This is a genomic window from cf. Phormidesmis sp. LEGE 11477 (genome assembly GCF_015207105.1).
In the GTDB taxonomy this organism is placed as follows: domain Bacteria; phylum Cyanobacteriota; class Cyanobacteriia; order Phormidesmidales; family Phormidesmidaceae; genus Phormidesmis.
Map to the genome: position 1 here is coordinate 56,827 of NZ_JADEXO010000004.1, position 22,242 is coordinate 79,068.

Consider the following 22,242-nt stretch of genomic DNA (forward strand, 5'->3'; position numbering starts at 1 on the left):
TCTTCAGGCCGTGAAGTTTAAGGCGATCCAACAAACTCGAATATCACAGCCGGGACAGATCCCCTCCTCGGAGCGGTAGGAACCCGCGTCGTCGCACGGCGCTAGGGAATGCCTACCAAGACAGGGGTGGCCGAAGGCCGGGGTGGGTCGGCAACTGAGGCAACATTACAGTCTGATTCGCTTGGTCAGTATTGCCATCATCTCATTGGGTTTGCCTGTAGAAATGGGCTTGCTCCAATCGTTGGGTTCGGCGTAGCCTAGCTGGTGTAGCAGGCGAATGGTGTAGCGGATGGATGAGAGCGGGCCGAACAGCATGTGACGCACCGTTTCGTATTCGCCGTAGGCGCTGCCGGAATCGCTTGGCGGTGGCGTTGAACTGGCCTCTGCTGATGAGCTGACGGTAGGCGACTCTACCACGCTGGAAGTAGAAGAATGTGCAACAGAATCTGTGGACGCGGCTGCGCCCTGAACGGAAGGAAGAAACATGAGATCTGGTCTCCGAGGTTTGGGTTTGAAGGAAACCAGAACTCAAAACTGCCTAGCCACCCCGCAAGTAGATGTAGTGCAAGTCGGGGTGGCTAAGGTACAGTTGTCCTTAGCCGTCCGGGATTGCTCGGTAATCCTTGAGGGTTAGCAGTCAGTGGGTGTGTCAGCACCTGCTGGCTGTGCTAAGTAGAATCGAGTTCTGAAATTGACTGCAATCGGCATCACAGCCATAGTTATTGAAGATAAGCTGATTTTCGACTGGCGTCAAGTTTGGGCTTGTGCCGCTGACTAGCTGCCGGTCATCTCCCAAAGTGCGTCTATGCCTTTGCCAACGTAGGGTTCGTGCTGGTGCTGTTCGATCCACTGAACGAGGGCAGGCTTGATAGTGTCTGATTTTTTGGAGAGTGTGATTAGGGATTGGGCGGCGCGATCATCCATAAGAATAGAGTCAAAACGCTTGTTCTTTAATAGATTAAGTAAACTATAAGTAATTGTGTCAGAGCTGATGCCTAGCTGTCCCAAAGATTCGACCGCACAAGAACGCACGTCAAGGTCATCATCTCGAAGCAATCCTAGTAGGGCCGCGATTACCACATCAGAGCTAGTACCTAGTTCACCCAAGGATTCAGCCACACGATAACGCACCTCAGAGTCGCCATTTTGAAGTAGTTCCACTAAAGTAGCTACCACTCTGTCAGAGCTAATACTTATTCGTACTAAAGACTCAGCAGCAGAGGAACGCACACTCCAATTATCATCCTGAATTAGTTCTACTAGAGCGGAGATTGCTATGTTGGAACTATCGCCTAGTTCTCCCAAGGACTCAGCAGCACGGCAACGCACATTCCAATAATCATCCTGAATTAGTTCTACTAGAGCGGAGATTGCTATGTTGGAACTATCGCCTAGTTCTCCCAAGGACTCAGCCACACGATAACGCACATTCCAATAATCATCCTGAATTACTCTTAATAAAGTAGCGATCACTATGTTAGAGCTAGTACATAGTTGTATTAAAGATTTGATCGCGCAAGAACGGACATTAGAATAGTCGTCTTGAAGCAATTTTAATAGAGCGTTAGTTACTGTATCGGAGCTAGTACCTAGTTCTCCTAAAGACTCAGCAGCACAAGACCGTACATCGAAGTCGCTGTCTTGAAGTAACTCTAACAGCCCATTGATTACTGTATCAGAGCTAGTATCTATTTCTCCTAAGGACTCAGCCACACGATAACGCACATCAGAGCAGCCACTTTGAATCAGTTTCAACAGAGCATTGATTACTGTGTCAGAACTAGTACCTAGTCGTATTAAGGACTCAGCCGCATGGGAACGCACGTTGTGATCATCGTCTTGAAGCAGTTCCGACAGAGCATCGATCACTGCATTAGAATTAGGACCTAGTTGTACTAAAGATTTAGCCACGCGAGAACGCACATTCCAGTTGTCATCCCGGAGTAGTCCTATTAAAGTATAGATTACTGTATCAGAGCTATTACCTAGTTCTCCTAAGGACTCAGCCGCGTGATAACGCACATTGGAGTAGTCGTCTTGAAGTAGTCTTACCAAAGCATCAATTACTGTATCAGAGCTATTACCTAGTTCTCCTAAGGACTTAGTCGCGCGGTAACGCACACTAGGGTGGCTATCTTGAAGCAGTGGTAGTATTTGCTGGACAACACTGTCTGACTCTAGCCTGCTTCGATACCTATCAAAGCGTTCCTGCTTTATCTTCTGCTGGTGCTTTGTCAAGCATGCCATCACTGACGGAGCAAAAGGCGTATCTTTCAGGCCACTGATGGCATGAAAAACTTCACCGCGCAATTTGCTGCTAGGCTGTAGTTGCAATAAAATTTCTAAGTTCACTAGCTTAGTTAGAATCTCGTTGATAGTTGCTGGGTCATTTATCTCTGTATTCTCAGCTAAGCAGCTTCCCGCAAACAGCACATCCCGGTGTAGCCACTGCTCATGTTCGCTACTAGCCTTTAAGATAGTTTTCAATGAGGCTTTCGCTTGGTTCGGAGTCTGCTGAGCTACTAGTAACAGCAGCACTTCTCGCCAGTGTGGATCGTGCAAATACTTTTTTATATGCTGTTTTGCGTGGGGTACATAGTTGTCATCATCCGGGTCCTGATCTTCTTGTAGATACAGAATCTCTTTTGAGCAAAGGTACTCCTGAAAGGTTTTGTGAACGAAGGCGTAGCGGCGATCCCCTTGCTTTGCTAACAGTCCCGCCCGGTCTTTGACAATCTTGTCAAGTAAGGTTTCTGCTTCTGCCCTGGCCGCATAAGTCTCCAACTTTTCAGAAGCTTTTATCTCTTTTATAAACTTAGTTAGCTTCCCAATCAGGGTACTACGCTCGATCTGCGTTCCATTCTCCACATCATCCACGCTGCCCTGCGTATGAATCCAATAGGCTAGCCGCTCCATCAGCCGCCGAATATCTGGAATGTCTAGATACTTCAGCACGTGCCGAGTAGTCAACTCTTTATCTTCATCCCACTTAGAGATCAAGGTATCCACAGCGCTGTTGTACAGCTCGTGCCTTTGTCGGGGCAAAGTTCTGTATCGATGAATTAGCGTAATAATTGTCAGCAACAGCGGATTACGCGCTAGCTGCTTGATTCGCGGTTTGTTTTCCAAGGCGCTACGCAGGCTATCTTTGCGCCGTTCTCGCTCAGAAGTCAAATCAACCCGGCTGTCGTACCAGTGATTGATAAAGGTTTCAATCTTGTCATCATCAAACGGCAGCAGCTCGTAATGCGGATACTGCCTGCGGCTAAAGTAATCATCTCGATACCCAGCCGGACGAGAGGTGATAATCGCCGGACAGCGAGGATACGCCCCCAGGAAAGTCTCAATCTTTCCCACCACCTTATGGCGCTGAGCGTCGTCGGCCACCTCATCCAATCCATCTAGCAAGATCAGCGCTTCCCCCGTCTCCAGCCAATGCCGAAAGAAATCAGTCGAAACGCTAGCCACCTCTAGGTCTGCCTTCACAAACTTAGTCAAAAAATCCAGCACCGACAGATCCGGCTCCCTCGCCAGATCGCGAATCCGAATCAACACCGGAAAACAGTCCGCCGTTGCGAATACCGAACCCGGTAGAGAATCTGATACAGACTTCGATGCAGAATCACTAGACGAAGCACCTTCCTGCGTCTGTATCTTTTTCAATTGTGCCGCCGCCGCCGTCACTACCCAGTAGTTCATCAGGGTCGTCTTCCCCGCTCCCGGCGCGCCTAGAATAACGATCCGCTGCTCGTCCTTTTTCTTCAACAGTTCCACAGCCGATACAGCCTTCTGACCAGAATTCTCCTCCTTCATCAGAGCTAACTGCTGCTGTTGTTCCCACAGAATCCGCTTTTGCTCGTCTTGTGCAATCTCCAACGGCACCGTACTCACCAAATCAGCGCTGCTCTCATAGCGTTTGGCATCCTGCCGCCGCACATCTGGCATCACAAAGATTCTGGCCAGCTCACCCGGCTCATCCACCACCGTGCCATCCACCGCCATCCCAGAGAACACAACCTTTCCAGTCTTCGCTCTGAGCTGTTGGTAATATTGTTCTTTCGTAACCTGAAAGCTGAGAAAATTGTTGGTCGTTTGAAAGTACGCTTCAGTGAATGCCTGCATCCAGTCTTCGACCAGACCCGCCTCGATTGCCTTCAGTCGAGGATGCGCTTTGGCCTCTCTCAAAAACACTTTGGTCAGCAGTGCCGCATCAGGCTTTCCCTGCTTTTGTAGCGGCTTTTTCAGTTCTGAAATAGCCGTCCCCCGAAACGCCTCACTCAAAAAGCGATCAGTCCCCTTCAGTCCATCTCTCTCATAGGTCGCAAACAGCCTTGGCACCTTCCCATCAGCCTCACCGACCGCCTGGTTCAAAGCATCCTTAATCGCAGAATCGCTCAGCTTGCGGTCAATCGCCTCGCCCAGCCCAGAACTCAGCTCAGACTTCGCCAAATCTAGCGCCAGCCCGCCAAAAAACTTTGCTATCAGCGTTAATTCCATACCAGCCCAGCACTCTTCAAAAGCTGGCCCTATTATGACGTGCCTGCAGGCTATTCGCGTTAGTTCGGGTTAAGCAACTCACTGACTGCTCATCGCCTGAAGTAGATCCCCTCCTCGGAGGGATGGCACGTAGTGACGGGGTGGGTCGGTTCCCAAAGCAACTAACCAGCATTCAATATCCACGACTAAAGCTAAACGCATACTGATTTAGCACCGCCGCTACTCCCATCCTAATCTCACAACTCCCTACACTTACTGAGAGGGCATTATGACTACTGTAGAAGATAGAAAAGATCTCATTGATGAGGTGCTAGAAGCGTACCCCGAGAAAGGTAAAAAGCGACGTTCCAAGCACCTCGGCGTTAAAGAAGCAGAAGCCTCTGACTGCGGCGTTAAGTCTAATAAAAAATCTGTTCCCGGTGTAATGACTACTCGTGGCTGCGCCTATGCAGGAGCCAAAGGGGTAGTCTGGGGACCTGTCAAAGACATGATTCACATCAGCCACGGTCCGGTGGGCTGCGGCTACTATTCCTGGTCAGGTAGGCGCAATTATTACGTGGGTACCACCGGAGTCGATACCTTTGGTACCATGCAGTTCACCTCTGACTTTCAAGAGAGAGACATTGTTTTTGGCGGTGACAAAAAGCTCAAGAAAATTATTGACGAACTCGAAGAACTCTTTCCCCTCAGTCAAGGCACCACAATTGAATCGGAATGTCCAGTAGGTCTAATTGGAGACGACATTGAAGCGGTTGCCAGAGAAAAAGCAAAAGAAACCGGTAAGCCCGTGATACCTGTTCGCTGCGAAGGCTTCCGAGGCGTTTCGCAATCGCTAGGTCATCACATTGCCAACGACACCGTGCGCGACTGGGTATTGCCCAAGGCCGACGAATACCGCAAGCTGCCGAATGGCTTTGAGCCTGGCCCGTACGATGTCAACATTGTCGGTGACTACAATATTGGTGGTGACGCTTGGCCCAGTCGCAAGCTGATGGAAGATATGGGCCTGCGGGTAATCTCTCAGTTCTCTGGAGATGGCTCTTTTAATGAAGTGGTGATGGCACCTTTAGCTAAGCTCAACCTGATCCACTGCTATCGCTCGATGAACTATATTTGCCGCTTCATGGAAGAGAAGTATGGCATTGGCTGGTTAGAGTACAACTTCTTTGGCCCCACGCAGATTGCCAAGTCGCTGCGAAAGATTGCGGCTCAGTTTGATGAAAAGATTCAGGCGCAAACCGAAGCAGTGATTGCCGCAAACCAAGCTCGCATGGACAGCATTGTTGCCAAGTATCGCCCCCGCCTAGAAGGTAAAACAGTGATGATGATGGTCGGTGGCTTGCGCCCTCGTCACGTCATCCCAGCTTTCACAGACTTAGGGATGAAAGTAATTGGCACAGGCTATGAATTTGGCCATGCTGATGACTACAAGCGCACTGCTGACTATGTCGAAGAAGGCACCTTGATCTATGACGACGTCAGCGGATTTGAGTTTGAAGAGTTTGCCAAAAAGCTTCAACCCGATCTAATTGCTGCTGGGATTAAAGAGAAGTACGTCTTCCAGAAAATGGCATTGCCTTTCCGCCAGATGCACTCCTGGGATTATTCCGGTCCTTACCACGGCTATGAAGGATTTGAAGTCTTTGCCCGTGATATGGACTTGGCGATCAACAATCCTACCTGGTCGCTGATCAAAACCCCTTGGGAGACAGCAGCCGCTTGACTATAAACGCTCCGGTGGGGGAGTCCTAAGCTCCCCGCCTGCGGGCTGAGCGAAGCCGAAACCCATACTCGAATTCTTTTTACTCGAATTCTTTTTACTCGAATTCTTTTTACTCGAATTCTTTTTACTCGAATTCTCTTCGCACCTGAATTCTCTTTGTATAGATTTTTCTCTCAAAAAGGAGAGCATCATGACTGATAACCTTGACAATACTCAAAACACGCCCCCCACAGAACCTGTTGCCAATGAAGCCGAAGCTCCGGTGGGTGAGCCTGGTAAAGTCCAAGACCATTTCGATCTTTTTGTTAACGACGAGTACCAGGACTTGTTCGCCAACAAGCGCCAGTATGAAGGCGCGCACTCTCATGAGAAAGTGGCTGAAGTCGCTGAATGGACAAAGTCTTGGGAGTATCGCGAAAAGAACTTTGAGCGGACCTCGCTGACTGTCAATCCGGCGAAAGCCTGTCAGCCCTTGGGCGCTTTATTTGTTGCTTCTGGCTTTGAGGGCACATTGCCTTACAGCCACGGTTCGCAGGGCTGCGTCGCTTATTTTCGCACCCACCTTACTCGCAACTACAAAGAGCCCTTTCAGGCAGTCTCTTCTTCTATGACCGAAGATGCCGCCGTATTTGGTGGCCTAGCCAACATGAAGCTAGGGCTGGAGAATGCCTACAAGCTGTACAATCCTAAGATGATTGCGCTGTGTACAACCTGCATGGCAGAAGTCATCGGAGATGACCTGGGTGCATTCGTGACCACCTCCAAGCAAGAAGGTCATATTCCAGAAGAGCTGCCAGTGCCCTTCGCTCATACCCCTAGCTTTGTCGGCTCCCACATCACCGGATACGACAATATGCTGAAAAGCATCCTAAACACGCTAACTAAAGACAAGAAAGCTGACACTACCAACGGCAAGTTCAACTTTAACCTGGGCTTTGATCCATACATCGGCAACATCCGCGAGCTAAAGCGAATTCTAGGTTTGTTCGGCATCGACTACACCATCCTCTCTGATAATTCAGATACATTTGATTCTCCTAATACTGGCGAATTCAAAATGTACAACGGGCTAACCACGTTGGCAGATACCGCCGATTCGATCAATGCCGAAGGCACGTTCTTCTTCCAGAAGTACACCACGCCAAAAACGCAAGAGACCATTACCAAAACTTGGGATCAAAAAACCTACAACTTCCGTCCCTTTGGCATCAAAGGAACAGACGAGTTCTTGATGAATCTCTCTGCGATTACTGGTAAGCCAATTCCTCAAGAGCTTCAGCAGGAAAGGGGCCGCGCTGTCGATGCATTGACTGACTCACAAGCTTGGATTCACGGCAAGCGAGTCGCGCTCTACGGCGATCCTGACCATGTGTTCAATCTCACTCAGTTCTTGTTGGAGATGGGCGCTGAGCCAGTGCATATCGTAGTCACCAACTCGAACACAGACTTTGAGGCTGAACTGAGTGAGGTGCTAACCAACAGTCCTTACGGCCAAGATGCCACTATCTGGGGCAAGAAGGATCTGTGGCACCTGCGATCGCTCATGTTCACTGAGCCAGTGGACCTGCTAATCGGCAACTCCTACGGCAAGTATCTATGGCGTGACACAGGCACACCGCTAGTTCGCATTGGCTATCCGATCTTCGATCGGCACCACATGCACCGCTACGCCACCTTGGGCTATCAAGGCGCGATCAACCAGTTCAACTGGATCATCAACACCATCCTCGATGAACTCGATCGCCAGACCAATGTACCAGCGAAGACAGATATCTCCTTCGATCTAATTCGCTAGATACAAACAGGGGAGTAGACACACTAGGAACTCCTTTTCACTACTCCCCATTCATCATTCATCATTCATCATTCATCGTTCCTACTTCATCCTTCTCTTCCCATGCGCCTTAGTGAAGAAATCGAAATTGATTCCGCCCCTAGCTTTGAATTAGGTAGCCGCGTGAAAATTCTCAAGAAAATTCGCAACGATGGCACTTTCCCCGGCAAAGACAAAGGAGCACTGCTCGCTAAGCCAGGCGACATTGGTTTTATTGTCAGCATTGGCACTTACCTACAAAGAGCCTATATCTACTCGGTTCATTTTCTCGAATCCAACCAGGTGGTTGGCTGTCTAGGCCGCGAGCTAGAGCTAGCCGAAGATTGGCCACCGCTGATCGAACAAGAAGACTGGTAAAAGCTTTCATCTTGTTCATCTTTTCCCCTCACACGTTTTCTCACACTCGGAGGTAGTCTCATGAGTTTCCTACCCTCACCCTTCAAACCATCCACTTTACTAGTCCATCCGCTAGCGCCTGTGCGAACGTGGCTAAACGCCCTCGAAGTTCATAACGTCCGCCTTGCCCAGTGGGTTTGTCGGCTGGTGCCCAATACCTGCTCTAGCGGACATGACCTGATCTTGTTGGGTCACTGCCTGCACGTGCCATCTTTGTGTGAGGTCAATCCGCTAGCAGATGAACTGGTCGATCTTCGCTTTCGGGCGGCTGACTTCTTGTATGAACAGGGTGTATAACCATGAAAATGAGCGCTGGCAAAATCAATGAACTCCTGACCCAGCCGGGCTGTGAACATAATCATAAAAAAGGCGAAAAAGGTAAGAACAAAGCTTGCCAACAAACGGCCCAGCCCGGCGCAGCGCAAGGGGGATGTGCCTTCGATGGTGCCAGTATTGCACTGGTGCCCATCACCGACGTAGCCCACCTCGTACATGGCCCCATCGCCTGTTCAGGAAATTCGTGGGGCTCTCGGGGTAGCCTATCCTCTGGCCCAATGATCTACAAAATGGGCTTTACCACCGACCTCAGTGAGAACGACATTATCTTCGGCGGAGAAAAGAAGCTCTACAAAGCCATTCACGAGGTTAAGTCACGCTACAGTCCGGCGGCGGTGTTTGTCTATCTTACCTGCGTCACAGCGCTCATTGGCGATGACTTAGAGGCAGTCTGTCAGGCCGCGAGTGAGACGTTTGACATTCCGGTTGTCCCTGTCACCTCGCCAGGGTTTGTCGGCAGTAAAAATCTGGGCAATCGGATCGGCGGAGAGGCGTTGCTAGAGCATGTCGTCGGCACCGAGGAACCAGAGCATATTACGCCCTATGACATCAACCTAATTGGCGAGTACAACATCGCCGGAGAGATGTGGGGCATACTGCCCCTGTTGGAAAAGCTAGGCGTTCGCGTTCTCTCTAAGATTACAGGGGATGCTCGCTATCACGAAGTTGCCTGCGCCCACCGGGCCAAGCTTAACGTGATGATCTGTTCTAAAGCGCTCATTAACATGGCGCATAAGATGGAGGAGCGCTATGGCATTCCCTACATCGAAGAATCAATCTACGGCGTAGAAGATGTCAATCGCCTGCTGCGAAATGTTACAGCTAAGCTGGGTGATACCGAGTTGCAAACTAGAGCCGAACGTCTGATCCAGGCCGAAACTGCCAAGCTCGATCAGGCACTAGCGCCCTATCGGCAGCGGCTGAAAGGCAAGCGCATTGTGCTATATACGGGCGGTGTCAAAAGCTGGTCGATTATCTCGGCGGCAAAAGATTTAGGTGTCGATGTTGTTGCGACTAGCTCTAAAAAAAGTACAGAAGAAGATAAAGCCCGCATCAAAAAGCTGCTGGGTACTGGTGGCATCATGATGGACAAAGGCAATGCCAAAAAACTTTTGGAGGTAATCGCCAAAACCAATGCTGACATGCTGATTGCCGGGGGACGCAACCAGTACACAGCCCTAAAAGCAAGAATTCCATTTTTAGATATTAACCAGGAACGTCATCATCCCTATGCAGGCTATGTCGGCATGGTGGAAATGGCCAAAGAGCTAGATGGCGCACTGCATAGTCCAATTTGGCAGCAGGTGCGATCGCCCGCCCCCTGGGATCTCACACAAACCTCTACCCCCTCTACTTCCCCTCATTCACCGGCAACGCCTACAACAGTTCTCGCCCGTCGCAAATCCGTTGCCGTCAACCCGCTTAAACAGAGCCAACCGCTCGGTGCGGCCCTTGCCTACCTGGGCATCAAAGGCATGATGCCACTGCTGCACGGCTCTCAAGGCTGCACCGCCTTTGCGAAGGTGATGCTGGTGCGACACTTTAGAGAAGCAATTCCGCTGTCAACCACGGCAATGACCGAAGTGACTACTATTTTGGGGGGTGAAGATAATATAGAAACCGCTATCTTGACGCTAATAGAAAAGTCAAATCCCGAGATTGTTGGACTGTGTACAACTGGGCTAACGGAAACTCGCGGAGACGATATGCAAGGGATCTTGAAAGGATTGCGCGATCGCAATCCAAAAATCGCCACCCTGCCTATTGCCTATGCCTCAACCCCCGACTTTAAAGGCGCTCTCCAAGATGGATACGCAGCTGCAGTTGAGGCGATTGTTCGAGATATTCCATCAGGCGATCGCACTCAAGATAGACAGATCGATGGCTCAACTGACGGTTCAGACGATCCCTTCTACAGCTACGCAATGCCAGGGCTGCCGTCTCAAGTAACTGTGCTAGCGGGTCCCGCGCTGGCTCCCGGCGATGCACAAGCCATCAAAGACATGGTAAAAGCTTTTGGGCTCAATCCTGTTGTCTTGCCCGATCTTTCCACCTCGCTTGACGGCCACCTGACCGATAGCAGCTACGCTGGCAACACTAGTGGCGGCACTTCTATTAACCAAATAAAATCTCTCAATACTTCGGCCTTTACCCTAGCGATAGGCCACAGCATGAAGCTAGCTGCCGAGATTCTACAGCAGCGATTTGGCACCGAATTCAAGCTGTTTGATACTCTCACCGGACTATCAGCCGTCGATAGCTTTGTGCAAACGCTCAGCGAGATTAGCAATCGGCCTGTGCCTGAAAAGTTCCGTCAGCAGCGGCGTCAACTTCAAGATGCCATTCTCGATGCCCACTTCTTCTTTGGACATAAGCAAGTGGCGTTAGCGCTAGAGCCTGACTTGCTACATAGCCTGGCCTGGTGGCTCACCACGATGGGAGCCGAAGTTCAAGCTGCCGTCACAACAACAAAGTCAAAATTGTTGAAAAATCTGCCCGTTGATACCGTCACCATCGGCGATCTAGAAGATTTTGAAGAACTGGCTCAAGGGTCGGATTTATTAATTGCTGGCTCTAGCGCTAAATCCATCGCTCAACGGTTAGATATTCCCCTCTATCGTATGGGCTTTCCAATCTTTGACCGCCTAGGCAATGGCCACCGCTGTAGCGTGAGCTACGACGGTACTACCCGGCTGCTATTCGATATTGGCAACATCTTTATGGCAGCCGATGAAGCCCATGCCCATGCTCAAGTTCACACTTGGCGAGAGGGACTGTAGAAAAAGAACCACAGAAGAGATCTAAAAGATCTAAAAAGGTCTGAAGAAAATTAGAGAAAAGCTCACAAACCCTGTAGATAATCTTGCAAAAAGGAGACAATTCTATGAAAGTTGCATTCGCTACTAGCGATTCTGTTCATATCGATGCCCATTTTGGCTCGGCCAAACAGATCGATGTCTATGAAATAAATACCGAAGGGTCTAGCTTTGTAGAGGCGCTTACCTTTGGCGGCAATCTTGACCAAGACGGCAATGAAGACAAGCTAGCACCCAAACTCAAAGCGCTAGCAGGCTGCACGATTGTCTACGTGGCTACCATCGGTGGCGGCGCGGCGGCGCGGCTAATAGGACGCAACATCGTACCGATCAAACCTCAAACTGAAAATGCCGACATTCAAGAGCTGCTGGTTCGCCTGGTGCAGACGCTTCAGGGTAGCCCGCCGCCTTGGCTAAGAAAAGCGCTACTCAAAGGTCAACCAGACAAGACTCTGGCTAAAGATAAGTTCGAAGATACGATCAACACTGTTGTGGAGGAGATTGTAGTATGAGTTCTGCAGTTACAGCCGATTTGGATCCGGCAGTTGTGATCGATAGCTCCGCTTTGCTAAAAGCCTTAGTTCAACAGATTCGAGCCAACGATGCCTATGGCACCTACCGTCATTGGGCAGATGAGCTTTTGATCAAACCCTATATTCTCTCTAAAAAAGAACGGCGAGCGATCTCTGTAGAAGGAGAGGTCGATCCGCTCACCTTATCGCGAATTCTTGCTTTTTATCGTGCGATCGCCATCCGCATTGAAACTGAAACTGGACAGCTCTCTCAAGTTGTCGTCGATCTTAGCCACGAAGGCTTTGGCTGGGCCCTGGTCTTCTCTGGCCGCCTTATTCTCGTTTCCAAAACTTTGAGAGATACCCACCGATTCGGCTTCGATTCTCTAGAAAAACTTAGCGCTGAAGGCGAGAAGCTGGTCAAAAAAGGCGTTGATTTAGCCCAGCGCTTCCCCGAAGTTTGCGACGTTTAAAGATCGAAAATTAAATAATTTGTCCAAGCTATTGCTTCTTGGCACCCTCACCCCAGCCCTCTCCCAAAGGGCGAGGGAGCTAGATCCGGCCCCCTTCTCCTCCGGGAGAAGGGTTGGGGATTAGGGCTCGGAAACTGTACATCTTGTTTGATTCTTGATCCTAAGCTAGATACAACCCAAATTTTTTGGTTTATCTCTTCTGTTTATTCATTACGACGCTCACGCTTACTGCCATGCCTCAAACCGCCGTCCCTACCAATATTGAAGCCCTCGACATTGAAGCCCTCAAAAAGCAGATCCGCCGGCTCAACAGCAAAGCGGGCCAAATGAAGATGGAGCTGCACGACATCGCCGAAGGGCTACCTGTCAATCTCGAACAGCTTCCCGAAGCTGCTGCCCGCACCTACGACATCTACTGTCAGCTACGTGAGCTGAAACAACGTCTCAACACTTTGGAGGCCCACTCATGAATACTTTGCCGAAAACCGTATCTCAGTTCAATCGGCTGAAGGATGCGGAAGAGTATTTTGATTTCTTGGAATTATCATACGATTCCCAAACTCTGAATATCAATCGCTTACACATTTTGCGAAAATTCTCAGAACTAGCACAGGATATTGATAAGAATCAAAATGACGCCCAGACGTTAAGTGCCTATAGACAGGCGCTTCAAACTGCTTACGATCTGTTCCTTAGCTCTTCACCCGTAGAACAAAAGCTGTTCAAAGTGTTCAAAGAAAAGCATAACAACGTCGTAATGGTCTCAGATATCGAAGTGGAATCATGAACACTCTCCTCACGCCTACCGAGGTCGAACGTTACCGCCGTCAGATAATGCTACCGGGCTTAGGTAAGGCCGGCCAGCTTCAGCTAAAAAATACAACCGCACTGGTAACGGGGGTAGGCGGATTGGGGGGAACTGCCGCTCTGTACCTAGCAGTGGCAGGGGTTGGCAAGCTGATTCTAGTCAGAGGCGGCAATCTCCAGCGGGACGATCTAAACCGCCAGGTGCTGATGAGCGATGACTGGGTGGGTCATCCTCGGGTATTCAAGGCTCAAGAAACGCTCGCCCAGCTCAATCCCGATATTGAAATCGAAGCAGTCTGCGAGTACGTTAGCGATCGCAACATCGATACGCTGCTGCAGCCAGCCGATATCGCCCTCGACTGCGCCTTCGATTTCAAAGAAAGAGACTTACTCAACGCGGCTTGTGTACGCCAAAACAAACCGATGATAGAGGCCGCCATGAACGGCATGGAAGCCTACTTGACCAGTATCGTCCCTGGAGAAACGCCCTGTCTCACCTGTTTGTTTCCTGAAAAACCTACCTGGGATCGCTGGGGATTTGGTGTCCTTGGCGCTGTCTCTGGCACGCTCGCCTGTCTCGCGGCGCTAGAGGCGATCAAGCTGATTACTGGACTGGGTGAACCGCTCTTAGGCCAGCTGCTGACGATGGATTTGGCCCGCGCTGAATTCGCCAAGCGTCGTCCCTACCACGACCCTGACTGCGCCGTTTGTGGCGCTGTTAGTCGCGCATCTAGCCGCGCATCTAGCGGCTCAGCTAATCGCCACTTAGCCAGCCATGACGCAGCCCACAGCGATCCGCCTAGCCAGTCGCCTGCTCTAGGCGATCGCATTCCAGCTTCCACACCTGTTTCTCTTTTCTGAACTCTCCCTGCTAAATTCTTTCTTCGACCAATGTCTTTACTTACCTTTGTCCTACTGGGTCTTACCGTTCTCTCTCTACGATTGGCACGAACGCAGCCAAACGAAGTTGGTCGCGTGCTGGCAGGTCTGGTGGGTGTGGCCTGCCTAATTGCAGGGCTAACAACGGCTTCTGTTTTAGTCAAGAGCCTCATTTTACTGAGCGTCATGCTATATCCAGTGATTGTTGAAAAGCACAAGCTGCTCATAGAGCGTGCCCTCTGTTCTCGGCAGTCTTGCTCACGGCAGTCTGATGGCTCTGACTATTCTACTTGCCCTCAGTACGCACCCAGATATCCCCAGCCTTATTCTCGACAATACCCAAGAGGAACTTCTCATGACCGTTACCTTAACTGAACTAGCCGAATTGAGGCTACGCACCTTTGTTCGTAGTACTGCTGCATCAGCTTCTACTAGAGGGGTTCGATTTGCCGTTAAAGATGGTGGCTGCAACGGCTACGAATACGACATCAAAATCGCTAATGCGCCTAACCCTGAGGATGAAGTAACAGAAGTCGGCAGCCTAAAAGTGTTTGTTGATCCCAAAAGCTCGCCGCTACTAGACGGGGTGGTGGTGGACTACATCGATAGCTTACTGGAAAGCGGCTTTAAGTTCACTAATCCTAATGCTACAGATACCTGTGGCTGCGGCAAGTCTTTCCAAGCCGGAGACTGTGGCCCAGCAGGCGTGCCTTGCACTTAAAGCCGCTGCGTTTAAGAAAAATCATTCAAGCGGGAGCTATCGATTGAATACCGTAACCTTTGGAATCTATTGGGAGAGTTAATTATGGCAACGTATCAAGTTCATTTAATCAATAAGAAGCGGAAGATCGATGTCACCATTCCCGTAGACGACGACGTCTATATCCTTGATGCCGCAGAAGAGAACGATATCGATTTGCCCTACACCTGCAAGGCCGGAGCCTGTTCTAGCTGCGTTGGCAAAATTGTTGAAGGCGAAGTCGATCAAGAAGATCAGTCTTTTCTAGAAGACGAACAAATTGAAAAGGGATTTGCCCTACTGTGTACCAGCTATCCCCGCTCAGATCTAACGATTAAAACTCATATGGAAGCCTACTTAATCTAGACCAGGTTGTTCAGTTTTTCCAGGTCTGTTTCGCAGCGTTTATATTGCGGATTCTATTCCACAGAGTCCATTTCGCAGAGTCCATTTCGCTAGGTGAAAGACTATCTATGTTGACAAGTTCTATCATTGCTGCGACTTCTTTGAATATGTTACACGCAGGCGATCGCGGCGTGATTGCAAGAATACAAGATAGCGATCCGACCGTAGCCGATCAAATCAGACGGCTGGGATTATCACCTGGTATCTCTATTACCTTAGAACAACGCTTTCCCAGGCTGATTGTTCAAACTCGGGTGAGCTCGGTGGTGTTGACCCAAGCCATGATGCAGGCAATCTATGTACGGACTCGCACCTGCTAAACGGCTGAACGGCTTGAGCAGTTTCATATCAAGTCATGCCGAAAGTTTGCAGTTAGAAGCTTGTAGTTAGAAGCTTGCAGTTAAAAGTTTGTAGTTAGCAGTTTGTAATGATAGGAGTCATCAAAAATGGCAAGCATTGGAATTTTTTATGGCAGCACCTCCGGTGTTACTGAAGAGATCGCAGAAAAAATTCAGGCTGAAATCGGCGAAGACCTCTGTGATTTGTACAGTATGGAAGAAGACTTTGACGATGCTGAAGATCTGTTGAAATACGACTATCTGTTGCTCGGCTGCTCTACCTGGGGCGCTGGCGAAGTTCAAAATGACTGGCGAGAGCCGCTCTTTGATATGGAGATCGACAAACCAGATTTCTCTGGGAAGACAATCGCGCTGTTTGGAGCAGGCGATTGTGATGGTCACGGCAAGCACTTTGTGGGCGCATTAGGTACGCTCTACGACGAGTTCAAAGCTTTGGGTGCCAAGCTAGTCGGTGCAGTTTCGACCGAAGGCTATTGCTTTGAACATTCAAGCTCGATTCGAGAGGGTAAGTTTGTTGGACTGCCGCTCGATGAAGTCAATGAAAGCGATAAAACAGACCAGCGGATTGCCGACTGGCTCACCCTATTGAAGCAGGACTTTCCAGCCCTAGCGGCTTGAAGGAGGCGAGTATGAATCTCATAAGCGACTTGAGTGATGATGCCAAAGTTTCAACAGGCAGGCGTCATCATCCATGGACTGACTACTATCAAGCGGTGGCGGATCGCCCTCCTCGATCAACGCTGATAGCAGCGCTTGACGCCTTCGCTGCGGCCCTACCGTCAGCTGAAGTTGAGTCTTCTGTAGCCGGGTCTAAAGTTACAGCAGCTTCTGGGTTCGCGGTAGACCTGGGCTGCGGCAATGGCCGCGATACGGTGGAGCTGCTCCGGCGAGGCTGGCTAGTGTTGGGTATCGATGGAGAGCCAGAAGCGATTACCCGGCTGCACCAGCGCACAGATCTTGACCATACCCGTCTCACCACACAGGTACAGCGATTCGAAACGCTAAACTTGCCCACCAATATCGATTTGATCAATGCTAGCTTTTGTCTGCCCTTTTGCCCCCTAGGAGACTTTCCGACCCTGTGGCACAAGCTAACGATGGCGCTGCGACCGGGCGGGCGATTCTGCGGACATTTGTTTGGCGATCGCGACTCGTGGATAGCCTATCCCAACCGCAGCCACCACACGCGATCGCAAGTCGAACAGCTGCTGACCCCTTTTGATATAGAGCTGCTGGATGAAGAAGAGCATCCCGGTAAAACCGCGCTCGGAGAAGAAAAACACTGGCATATTTACAACATTGTTGCTCGGCGGCGGCCTTTATCTAGGGTATAAGCTCACGTTACCAGTCCGCCACTCTCATTACATCTGCTCATCACATCCGCCTGCTGTCGCTAAACTGAAGCTTGAAGATAATTAGGAGAACGTAATGCAAGTTGCGAAAGACATCACCCAGCTGATCGGTCGTACGCCGCTGGTACAGCTTAATCGAATTCCTCAAGCAGAGGGCTGCGTTGCTCAAATCTTGGTCAAGCTAGAGGGGATGAATCCTGCGGCTTCGGTCAAAGATCGAATTGGGGCCAATATGGTTCAAGCGGCTGAAGCCGCTGGCGCGATTGTTCCTGGTAAAACAGTCCTAGTAGAACCTACTTCTGGAAATACAGGCATTGCGCTGGCGATGGTAGCAGCGGCAAAGGGCTATCGACTAATCTTGACGATGCCTGAAACCATGAGCACGGAGCGACGCGCTATGCTAAAAGCCTACGGCGCAGAGCTAGTGCTGACGCCGGGAAATCAAGGAATGGGCGGTGCGATCGCAGCCGCTGAAGAAATCGCGGCCAAGTTGCCCGATGCCTTTGTTCCTCAACAGTTCAAAAACCCAGCAAATCCTCAAATTCATCAAGAAACAACCGCAGAAGAGATTTGGGCTGACACCGACGGTCAAGTCGATATCGTGGTAGCAGGCGTGGGCACAGGTGGAACGATTACCGGCATAGCCGAGCGGCTAAAGGCCCTGAAAGAGACTTTTCGGGCGATCGCAGTAGAACCTGAGAGCAGTCCTGTTCTCTCGGGCGGCAGTGCAGGTCCACACAAAATCCAGGGGATCGGGGCTGGCTTTGTTCCAGATATTCTGCGCGTTGATCTAATCGATGAAGTCGTCACTGTTACTGACGAAGCGGCCATTGCTTTTGGCCGTCGGCTTGCTAGAGAAGAAGGTCTGCTTTCTGGGATTTCTACCGGAGCTGCCCTGGCTGCTGCCATCGAAGTGGGTAAGCGGGCTGAAAACGCTGACAAGCTGATTGTGATGGTACAGCCTAGCTTTGGAGAGCGCTACCTCAGCACTGTCTTGTTCAAGGATTTAGAACCCGCTGCTCCTTCCTTGATACCCGATAGCTTACCGCTCGAATATCTAGCGACTAATTCTGCTGTTTAGCTTGTTGTTTAGCTTAGGATCGAGGATCAAACAAGAAGCAATAGCTTAGACGAATTGTTTAATTCCTCGATCCCTAGTGGTTTAGCTCAATTGTTTAGCTTGGAGCATATTCCTCCTAGAACTCCTATGACAGACTCATCGAATACTTCCGAAAAAGACTCGCTTCAATTTCGCCATTTGAGATTAATCGATCGGCTGCTGCAGTGCCCTAACGGAAAAGAACCTGAGATCCTTAATAGCGAAACTGACCTGCTCAATGGAGAGTTTGTCCAAGCACTGATGAGAGCCGCTAGCTATTTTGCCCATCACGATAATCCTGATTCGGCTAAGTTTCTCGTGTTTATTGCCCGCGAGCTGAGTCACCAGCTGGGGCTTTATCCAACAGATCAAGCCTCGGCTCAAGCCTCAACTTCAAGTCCAGCCGCAGACTCACCAGAAATTCCCGCAAAGCTATGAAGCGTCGCCAATTTATTCCACCTTTTTTAGTCGGATTGATCGCCTCCTTCATGTTGAGTGCCTGTACGGGGGTGCCCTTGGCCACTACCCAAAATATTTCGTCAACCGCTCCCTCACCTGCTACCACGCTTACGGTTTCAGCAGCGGCTAGCCTACAAGATGCTCTAGACGCGATCGCACCGCAGTTTAGCCAGGCATATCCCAATATCACCATCGAATACAACTTTGGATCGTCTGGCGCACTTCAACAGCAAATTGAACAAGGTGCGCCCGCTGATATCTTTTTCTCTGCGGCTACCGAGAAAATGGATAAGTTAGCCGCCAAGCGTTTGATTAACCCAGCCTCCCGCCGAGATGTACTGGCCAACAGCCTGGTGCTGATTGCACCTGTTGACTCTCAGCTAGCTATCACCGAGCTGTCTCAGCTAGAGAGTGCCAAAATCAATCCTTTGATTGATCGCCTAGCGGTAGGAGAATTTCGCAGCGTACCGGCTGGCCAGTATGCACAGCAGGCGCTGAAAAGTTTTCAGATGTTAGAACCGCTACAATCTAAGTTTGTCTTTGGCAATACCGTACGCAATGTGCTTGGCGCTGTCGAAAGCGGTAACGCCGAGCTAGGAATTGTCTATGCTACCGATGCGGCGCTTTCTGAGAAAGTGAAAGTGCTCAGCACGGTGCCACCACAGAGTCACTCACCAATTGTCTATCCGATTGCAGCGGTAGAAGGCATTGCCGAGCCTGACGTCGCTCAAACCTTTATTGACTTTCTTCTCAGTGAGCAGATCCAGTCAACGTTTGTAGAATTTGGCTTCGATAGGCTGTAACCCTCAAAGATGATTGATTTCTCTCCGCTGTGGATATCCTTGCGAATTGCGGCGATCGCCACCTTGATCACCGGAACATTAGGCATCGTGGTAGCTCACTTCATGCAGCGATATCGGGGAAGATGGCGCTCGCTCTTAGAAGGTCTTTTTCTCGCACCTATGGTGCTGCCGCCGACGGTCTTGGGCTTTCTGCTGCTGCTGCTATTGGGGAGAAACGGGCCGCTTGGCGCACTGTTGTCTTACACCGGTATCAATGTTGTTTTTACCTGGTACGCAGCGGTGCTTACTGCCACGGTGGTCGCCTTCCCTTTGATGTACAAAACTACGCTGAGCGCCTTCGAGCAGATCGATAGTCGCTTGCAGCAAGCCGCCGGCACCCTTGGCGCTTCAGAACAGACCGTTTTTTTTCGGATTACGCTGCCGCTCTCTCTTCCCGGACTGCTCGCGGGTATCACCCTAGCCTTTGCCCGCGCATTAGGAGAATTTGGCGCTACGCTCATGCTAGCTGGCAACATTCCGGGCCGCACCCAAACGCTGCCGATGGCGATTTACTTTGCGGTAGAGAGTGGGGACTTTCGTGAAGCAGCCTTTTGGTCAGCGCTGGTTTTAGGCATATCGCTAGGCGGAATTTTGGTGGTCAATAGCTCGGCCAAGCGTCGGCTACAGCCGTATGGTTCATTGAGAAAACTATGCGAGCAATTATTCAGCCAGCGCTTTAGCCAACGATTCAACAGACTGTCGCCCAGAGTACCGTTCGGAGGGCTACCCAGACTTTCGCGTCGACTCAAGCAAGCACCTAATCAGCAAGCACCTAGTCGCAAAGAACAAGCCACCTCTTTACCGCTGACATCGACGCCGTTGGCTACCGCACCACCACTCATCCGGCCACACTTCCAGCCTTACTTAGAAGTCAACATCTGCAAGCGTTTATCTAACTATGAGTTAGCTGTCAATTTCGTGGCTGACGATCAAAAGCCGCTGGGGTTCTTGGGTGCATCTGGCGCGGGGAAGAGCCTAATTCTGCGGTGCATTGCAGGAATTGAGACACCGGATTCGGGTCGAATTGTGCTGAATGGCCGGGTGCTGTTCGATTCAGAAAAAGAGATCAATCTGCCCAGCTGCGATCGCAAAGTTGGCATTCTCTTTCAAAACTACGCGCTCTTTCCTCATCTCACCATCGCTCAAAATGTTGCTTTTGGCCTACCGCAACAGCTATCTCCAGCGCAAGTCAGAGCTGCCGTTAGCCAACAGCTCGCCGCCGTTCAGCTAGAACCTTTGGCCCAGCGCTACCCTTACGAACTTTCCGGTGGACAGCAACAGCGCGTCGCTCTAGCCAGAGCCCTAGCCAGCGAGCCCGAAGCGCTACTGCTAGACGAACCCTTCTCTGCCCTAGATACCCACCTGCGTAGCCAAATCGAACAGCAGCTCAGCCTCCGTCTACAGCGCTACCACGGCATCACCTTGCTAGTGACTCACAATCTAGAAGAAGCCTATCGGATTTGCCACCAGCTATTAATCCTCAACCAGGGCAGCATTATCGCTCACAATCCCAAACACGACATTTTTGAACAGCCTCGAACGGTTCGAGTCGCCCAGCTCACTGGCTGTAAAAACTTCTCTGCCGCCGTTGCTATAGACGAGAAAACCATCGAAGCTCAGCGCTGGCAGTGCCGTCTTGAGACCGTTGAACCCGTGGCCGCGAATCTGACCCAAGTCGGCATCCGCGCCCATCAAATCACGTTCTTAAGACCAGAGCCGGCGTCTTTGCCCAACGCCTTACCCAACACCTTTGACTGCTGGCTAGCCGCCACCAGCGAAACTCCTCACCGAATGACGCTCTACCTCAAGCTGCACCGTCCTGCGAATGGAGAGCAAGACTACCATTTGCAAGCAGAAGTCTTCAAAGAAAAGTGGCGCTGGCTAAAAGATCAGCCGTTGCCTTGGCGAGTCCGCTTAGACCCGCTGCGGCTACTTTTGTTGACTGATGAAGGTAGGTGAGGGTATATATCTGCTTGTCTATGGTATCTAGATTTGGGGTGTTGACTCAATTGCAGTTACCTCTTTGCTTCCAGACGCTGCCAATGCGGCGATCTCACGATCAATCCAAAAGAGACCTCGATCTTCTAGGCCAATCAGCGTGATCTTATCTAGAATACTTTTGAAAAAGAACTCTTCTTGGTGCTGTTCTGCAACATACCACTGCAAGAATTGCAGCGTGGCATAGTCGGGCTCTGTGTTCGCAAGATGCACAAGGTCGTTGATCTTGCTGGTGATAAATTGTTCGTGAGCATAGACCTTTTCAAACATTTCTTGCAGAGAGTTGAACTCTTTGGGCGGCGCTTGCATACCGCCGACTAGCGCCAGCCCTCCCGTTTCTTGTAGATAATCGATTAGGCGACGCATATGCGCCATTTCTTCATCCGCATGCTGGCTGAGCAATGCCGAGCACCCATCCAAGGCTTTATAAGCACACCAAGAACTCATCTGCAAATAAAGATGAGACGACAACATTTCTAGATTAATCTGCTCGTTTAGCCGATTGATCATTGGTTCAGACAACATAAGCGCTAGCTCCCAGACATCAATTAACATTCTAATAGTTTTGAACGTCGAAGAGTACTTTGATTAGTCATCCTAGTTTGGCCTTTCAAGTAGTACAAGATCGTGAGGTGTTCTCGCTTGTTTGGATAGGTGGCTAAAACTTCAGCTGCCGATGTGCTATGCGGCGCGATCGCATAGTCTAAAGGTGGATT

23 protein-coding genes are annotated in these 22,242 nt (G+C 50.3%); 20 read left to right on the forward strand and 3 right to left on the reverse strand.

Annotated features, from left to right (window positions below):
- Positions 1–165: 165 nt before the first annotated feature.
- Together IQ256_RS02235 and IQ256_RS02240 are read right to left on the reverse strand one after the other, a co-directional pair.
- The gene (locus tag IQ256_RS02235) at positions 166–486 is read right to left on the reverse strand and encodes a hypothetical protein (protein WP_193853847.1); all 321 of its coding nucleotides are present in this window, start codon (positions 484–486) and stop codon (positions 166–168) included.
- A 288-nt stretch (positions 487–774) separates the two neighbouring features.
- Positions 775–4,497 carry a HEAT repeat domain-containing protein gene (locus IQ256_RS02240; protein ID WP_193853849.1) on the reverse strand — a complete coding sequence of 1,241 codons (3,723 nt, stop codon included), beginning with the start codon at positions 4,495–4,497 and terminating at the stop codon, positions 775–777.
- 268 nt (positions 4,498–4,765) lie between these two features.
- Between IQ256_RS02240 and nifD the strand changes: the two genes are divergently transcribed.
- From nifD to modB, 20 genes are all read left to right on the forward strand, one after another.
- Positions 4,766–6,220, forward strand: coding sequence for a nitrogenase molybdenum-iron protein alpha chain (nifD, locus tag IQ256_RS02245; protein WP_193853851.1), 1,455 nt, complete (start codon positions 4,766–4,768; stop codon positions 6,218–6,220).
- 190 nt (positions 6,221–6,410) lie between these two features.
- Entirely contained in the window at positions 6,411–8,015 is a 1,605-nt protein-coding gene (gene nifK, locus IQ256_RS02250; protein WP_193853853.1) for a nitrogenase molybdenum-iron protein subunit beta, read from the forward strand.
- Between the two features lie 102 nt (positions 8,016–8,117).
- Positions 8,118–8,411: a nitrogen fixation protein NifZ gene (locus IQ256_RS02255; RefSeq protein WP_193853855.1), complete on the forward strand. Its 294-nt coding sequence runs from the start codon at positions 8,118–8,120 to the stop codon at positions 8,409–8,411.
- 60 nt (positions 8,412–8,471) lie between these two features.
- Positions 8,472–8,747, forward strand: a complete 276-nt coding sequence (locus IQ256_RS02260) for a Mo-dependent nitrogenase C-terminal domain-containing protein (protein WP_193853856.1) — start codon at positions 8,472–8,474, stop codon at positions 8,745–8,747.
- A gap of 2 nt (positions 8,748–8,749) precedes the next feature.
- Complete coding sequence (gene nifE / locus IQ256_RS02265) at positions 8,750–11,566, forward strand: nitrogenase iron-molybdenum cofactor biosynthesis protein NifE (RefSeq protein ID WP_193853858.1); 2,817 nt, start codon at positions 8,750–8,752, stop codon at positions 11,564–11,566.
- Between the two features lie 104 nt (positions 11,567–11,670).
- On the forward strand, positions 11,671–12,114 hold the full coding sequence (gene nifX, locus IQ256_RS02270; RefSeq protein WP_193853860.1) for a nitrogen fixation protein NifX: 444 nt from the start codon (positions 11,671–11,673) through the stop codon (positions 12,112–12,114).
- On the forward strand, positions 12,111–12,587 hold the full coding sequence (locus IQ256_RS02275; RefSeq protein WP_193853862.1) for a NifX-associated nitrogen fixation protein: 477 nt from the start codon (positions 12,111–12,113) through the stop codon (positions 12,585–12,587). The genes nifX and IQ256_RS02275 overlap by 4 nt, the downstream gene beginning before the upstream one ends.
- 233 nt (positions 12,588–12,820) lie before the next feature.
- Positions 12,821–13,057 carry a CCE_0567 family metalloprotein gene (locus IQ256_RS02280; RefSeq protein ID WP_193853864.1) on the forward strand — a complete coding sequence of 79 codons (237 nt, stop codon included), beginning with the start codon at positions 12,821–12,823 and terminating at the stop codon, positions 13,055–13,057.
- Positions 13,054–13,374, forward strand: a complete 321-nt coding sequence (gene nifW, locus IQ256_RS02285) for a nitrogenase-stabilizing/protective protein NifW (protein ID WP_228024497.1) — start codon at positions 13,054–13,056, stop codon at positions 13,372–13,374. Before IQ256_RS02280 ends, nifW begins: the two co-directional genes overlap by 4 nt.
- Positions 13,371–14,255: a HesA/MoeB/ThiF family protein gene (locus IQ256_RS02290; protein ID WP_193853866.1), complete on the forward strand. Its 885-nt coding sequence runs from the start codon at positions 13,371–13,373 to the stop codon at positions 14,253–14,255. Before nifW ends, IQ256_RS02290 begins: the two co-directional genes overlap by 4 nt.
- Positions 14,256–14,285: 30 nt before the next feature.
- Positions 14,286–14,648 (forward strand): hypothetical protein, encoded by a 363-nt coding sequence (locus tag IQ256_RS02295; RefSeq protein WP_193853868.1) that lies wholly within the window; start codon positions 14,286–14,288, stop codon positions 14,646–14,648.
- Positions 14,629–14,994, forward strand: coding sequence for an iron-sulfur cluster assembly accessory protein (locus IQ256_RS02300; RefSeq protein ID WP_193853870.1), 366 nt, complete (start codon positions 14,629–14,631; stop codon positions 14,992–14,994). Before IQ256_RS02295 ends, IQ256_RS02300 begins: the two co-directional genes overlap by 20 nt.
- Positions 14,995–15,078: 84 nt before the next feature.
- Positions 15,079–15,378 (forward strand): 2Fe-2S iron-sulfur cluster-binding protein, encoded by a 300-nt coding sequence (locus IQ256_RS02305; protein WP_193853872.1) that lies wholly within the window; start codon positions 15,079–15,081, stop codon positions 15,376–15,378.
- 107 nt (positions 15,379–15,485) lie between these two features.
- Complete coding sequence (locus IQ256_RS02310) at positions 15,486–15,737, forward strand: FeoA family protein (RefSeq protein ID WP_193853874.1); 252 nt, start codon at positions 15,486–15,488, stop codon at positions 15,735–15,737.
- 126 nt (positions 15,738–15,863) lie between these two features.
- Positions 15,864–16,394, forward strand: coding sequence for a flavodoxin (locus IQ256_RS02315; RefSeq protein WP_193853875.1), 531 nt, complete (start codon positions 15,864–15,866; stop codon positions 16,392–16,394).
- A gap of 11 nt (positions 16,395–16,405) precedes the next feature.
- The gene (locus tag IQ256_RS02320) at positions 16,406–17,110 is read left to right on the forward strand and encodes a trans-aconitate 2-methyltransferase (RefSeq protein ID WP_193853876.1); all 705 of its coding nucleotides are present in this window, start codon (positions 16,406–16,408) and stop codon (positions 17,108–17,110) included.
- Between the two features lie 94 nt (positions 17,111–17,204).
- Positions 17,205–18,209 carry a cysteine synthase A gene (cysK, locus tag IQ256_RS02325; RefSeq protein WP_193853877.1) on the forward strand — a complete coding sequence of 335 codons (1,005 nt, stop codon included), beginning with the start codon at positions 17,205–17,207 and terminating at the stop codon, positions 18,207–18,209.
- 126 nt (positions 18,210–18,335) lie between these two features.
- Positions 18,336–18,665 (forward strand): hypothetical protein, encoded by a 330-nt coding sequence (locus IQ256_RS02330; protein WP_193853878.1) that lies wholly within the window; start codon positions 18,336–18,338, stop codon positions 18,663–18,665.
- Complete coding sequence (gene modA / locus IQ256_RS02335) at positions 18,662–19,489, forward strand: molybdate ABC transporter substrate-binding protein (protein WP_193853879.1); 828 nt, start codon at positions 18,662–18,664, stop codon at positions 19,487–19,489. The genes IQ256_RS02330 and modA overlap by 4 nt, the downstream gene beginning before the upstream one ends.
- Positions 19,490–19,498: 9 nt before the next feature.
- Positions 19,499–21,487 (forward strand): molybdate ABC transporter permease subunit, encoded by a 1,989-nt coding sequence (modB, locus tag IQ256_RS02340; RefSeq protein WP_193853880.1) that lies wholly within the window; start codon positions 19,499–19,501, stop codon positions 21,485–21,487.
- A gap of 27 nt (positions 21,488–21,514) precedes the next feature.
- Here the strand turns inward: modB and ftnA are convergent, their stop codons facing one another.
- Positions 21,515–22,051, reverse strand: a complete 537-nt coding sequence (gene ftnA, locus IQ256_RS02345; RefSeq protein ID WP_193853882.1) for a non-heme ferritin — start codon at positions 22,049–22,051, stop codon at positions 21,515–21,517.
- Between the last annotated feature and the right edge of the window lie 191 nt (positions 22,052–22,242).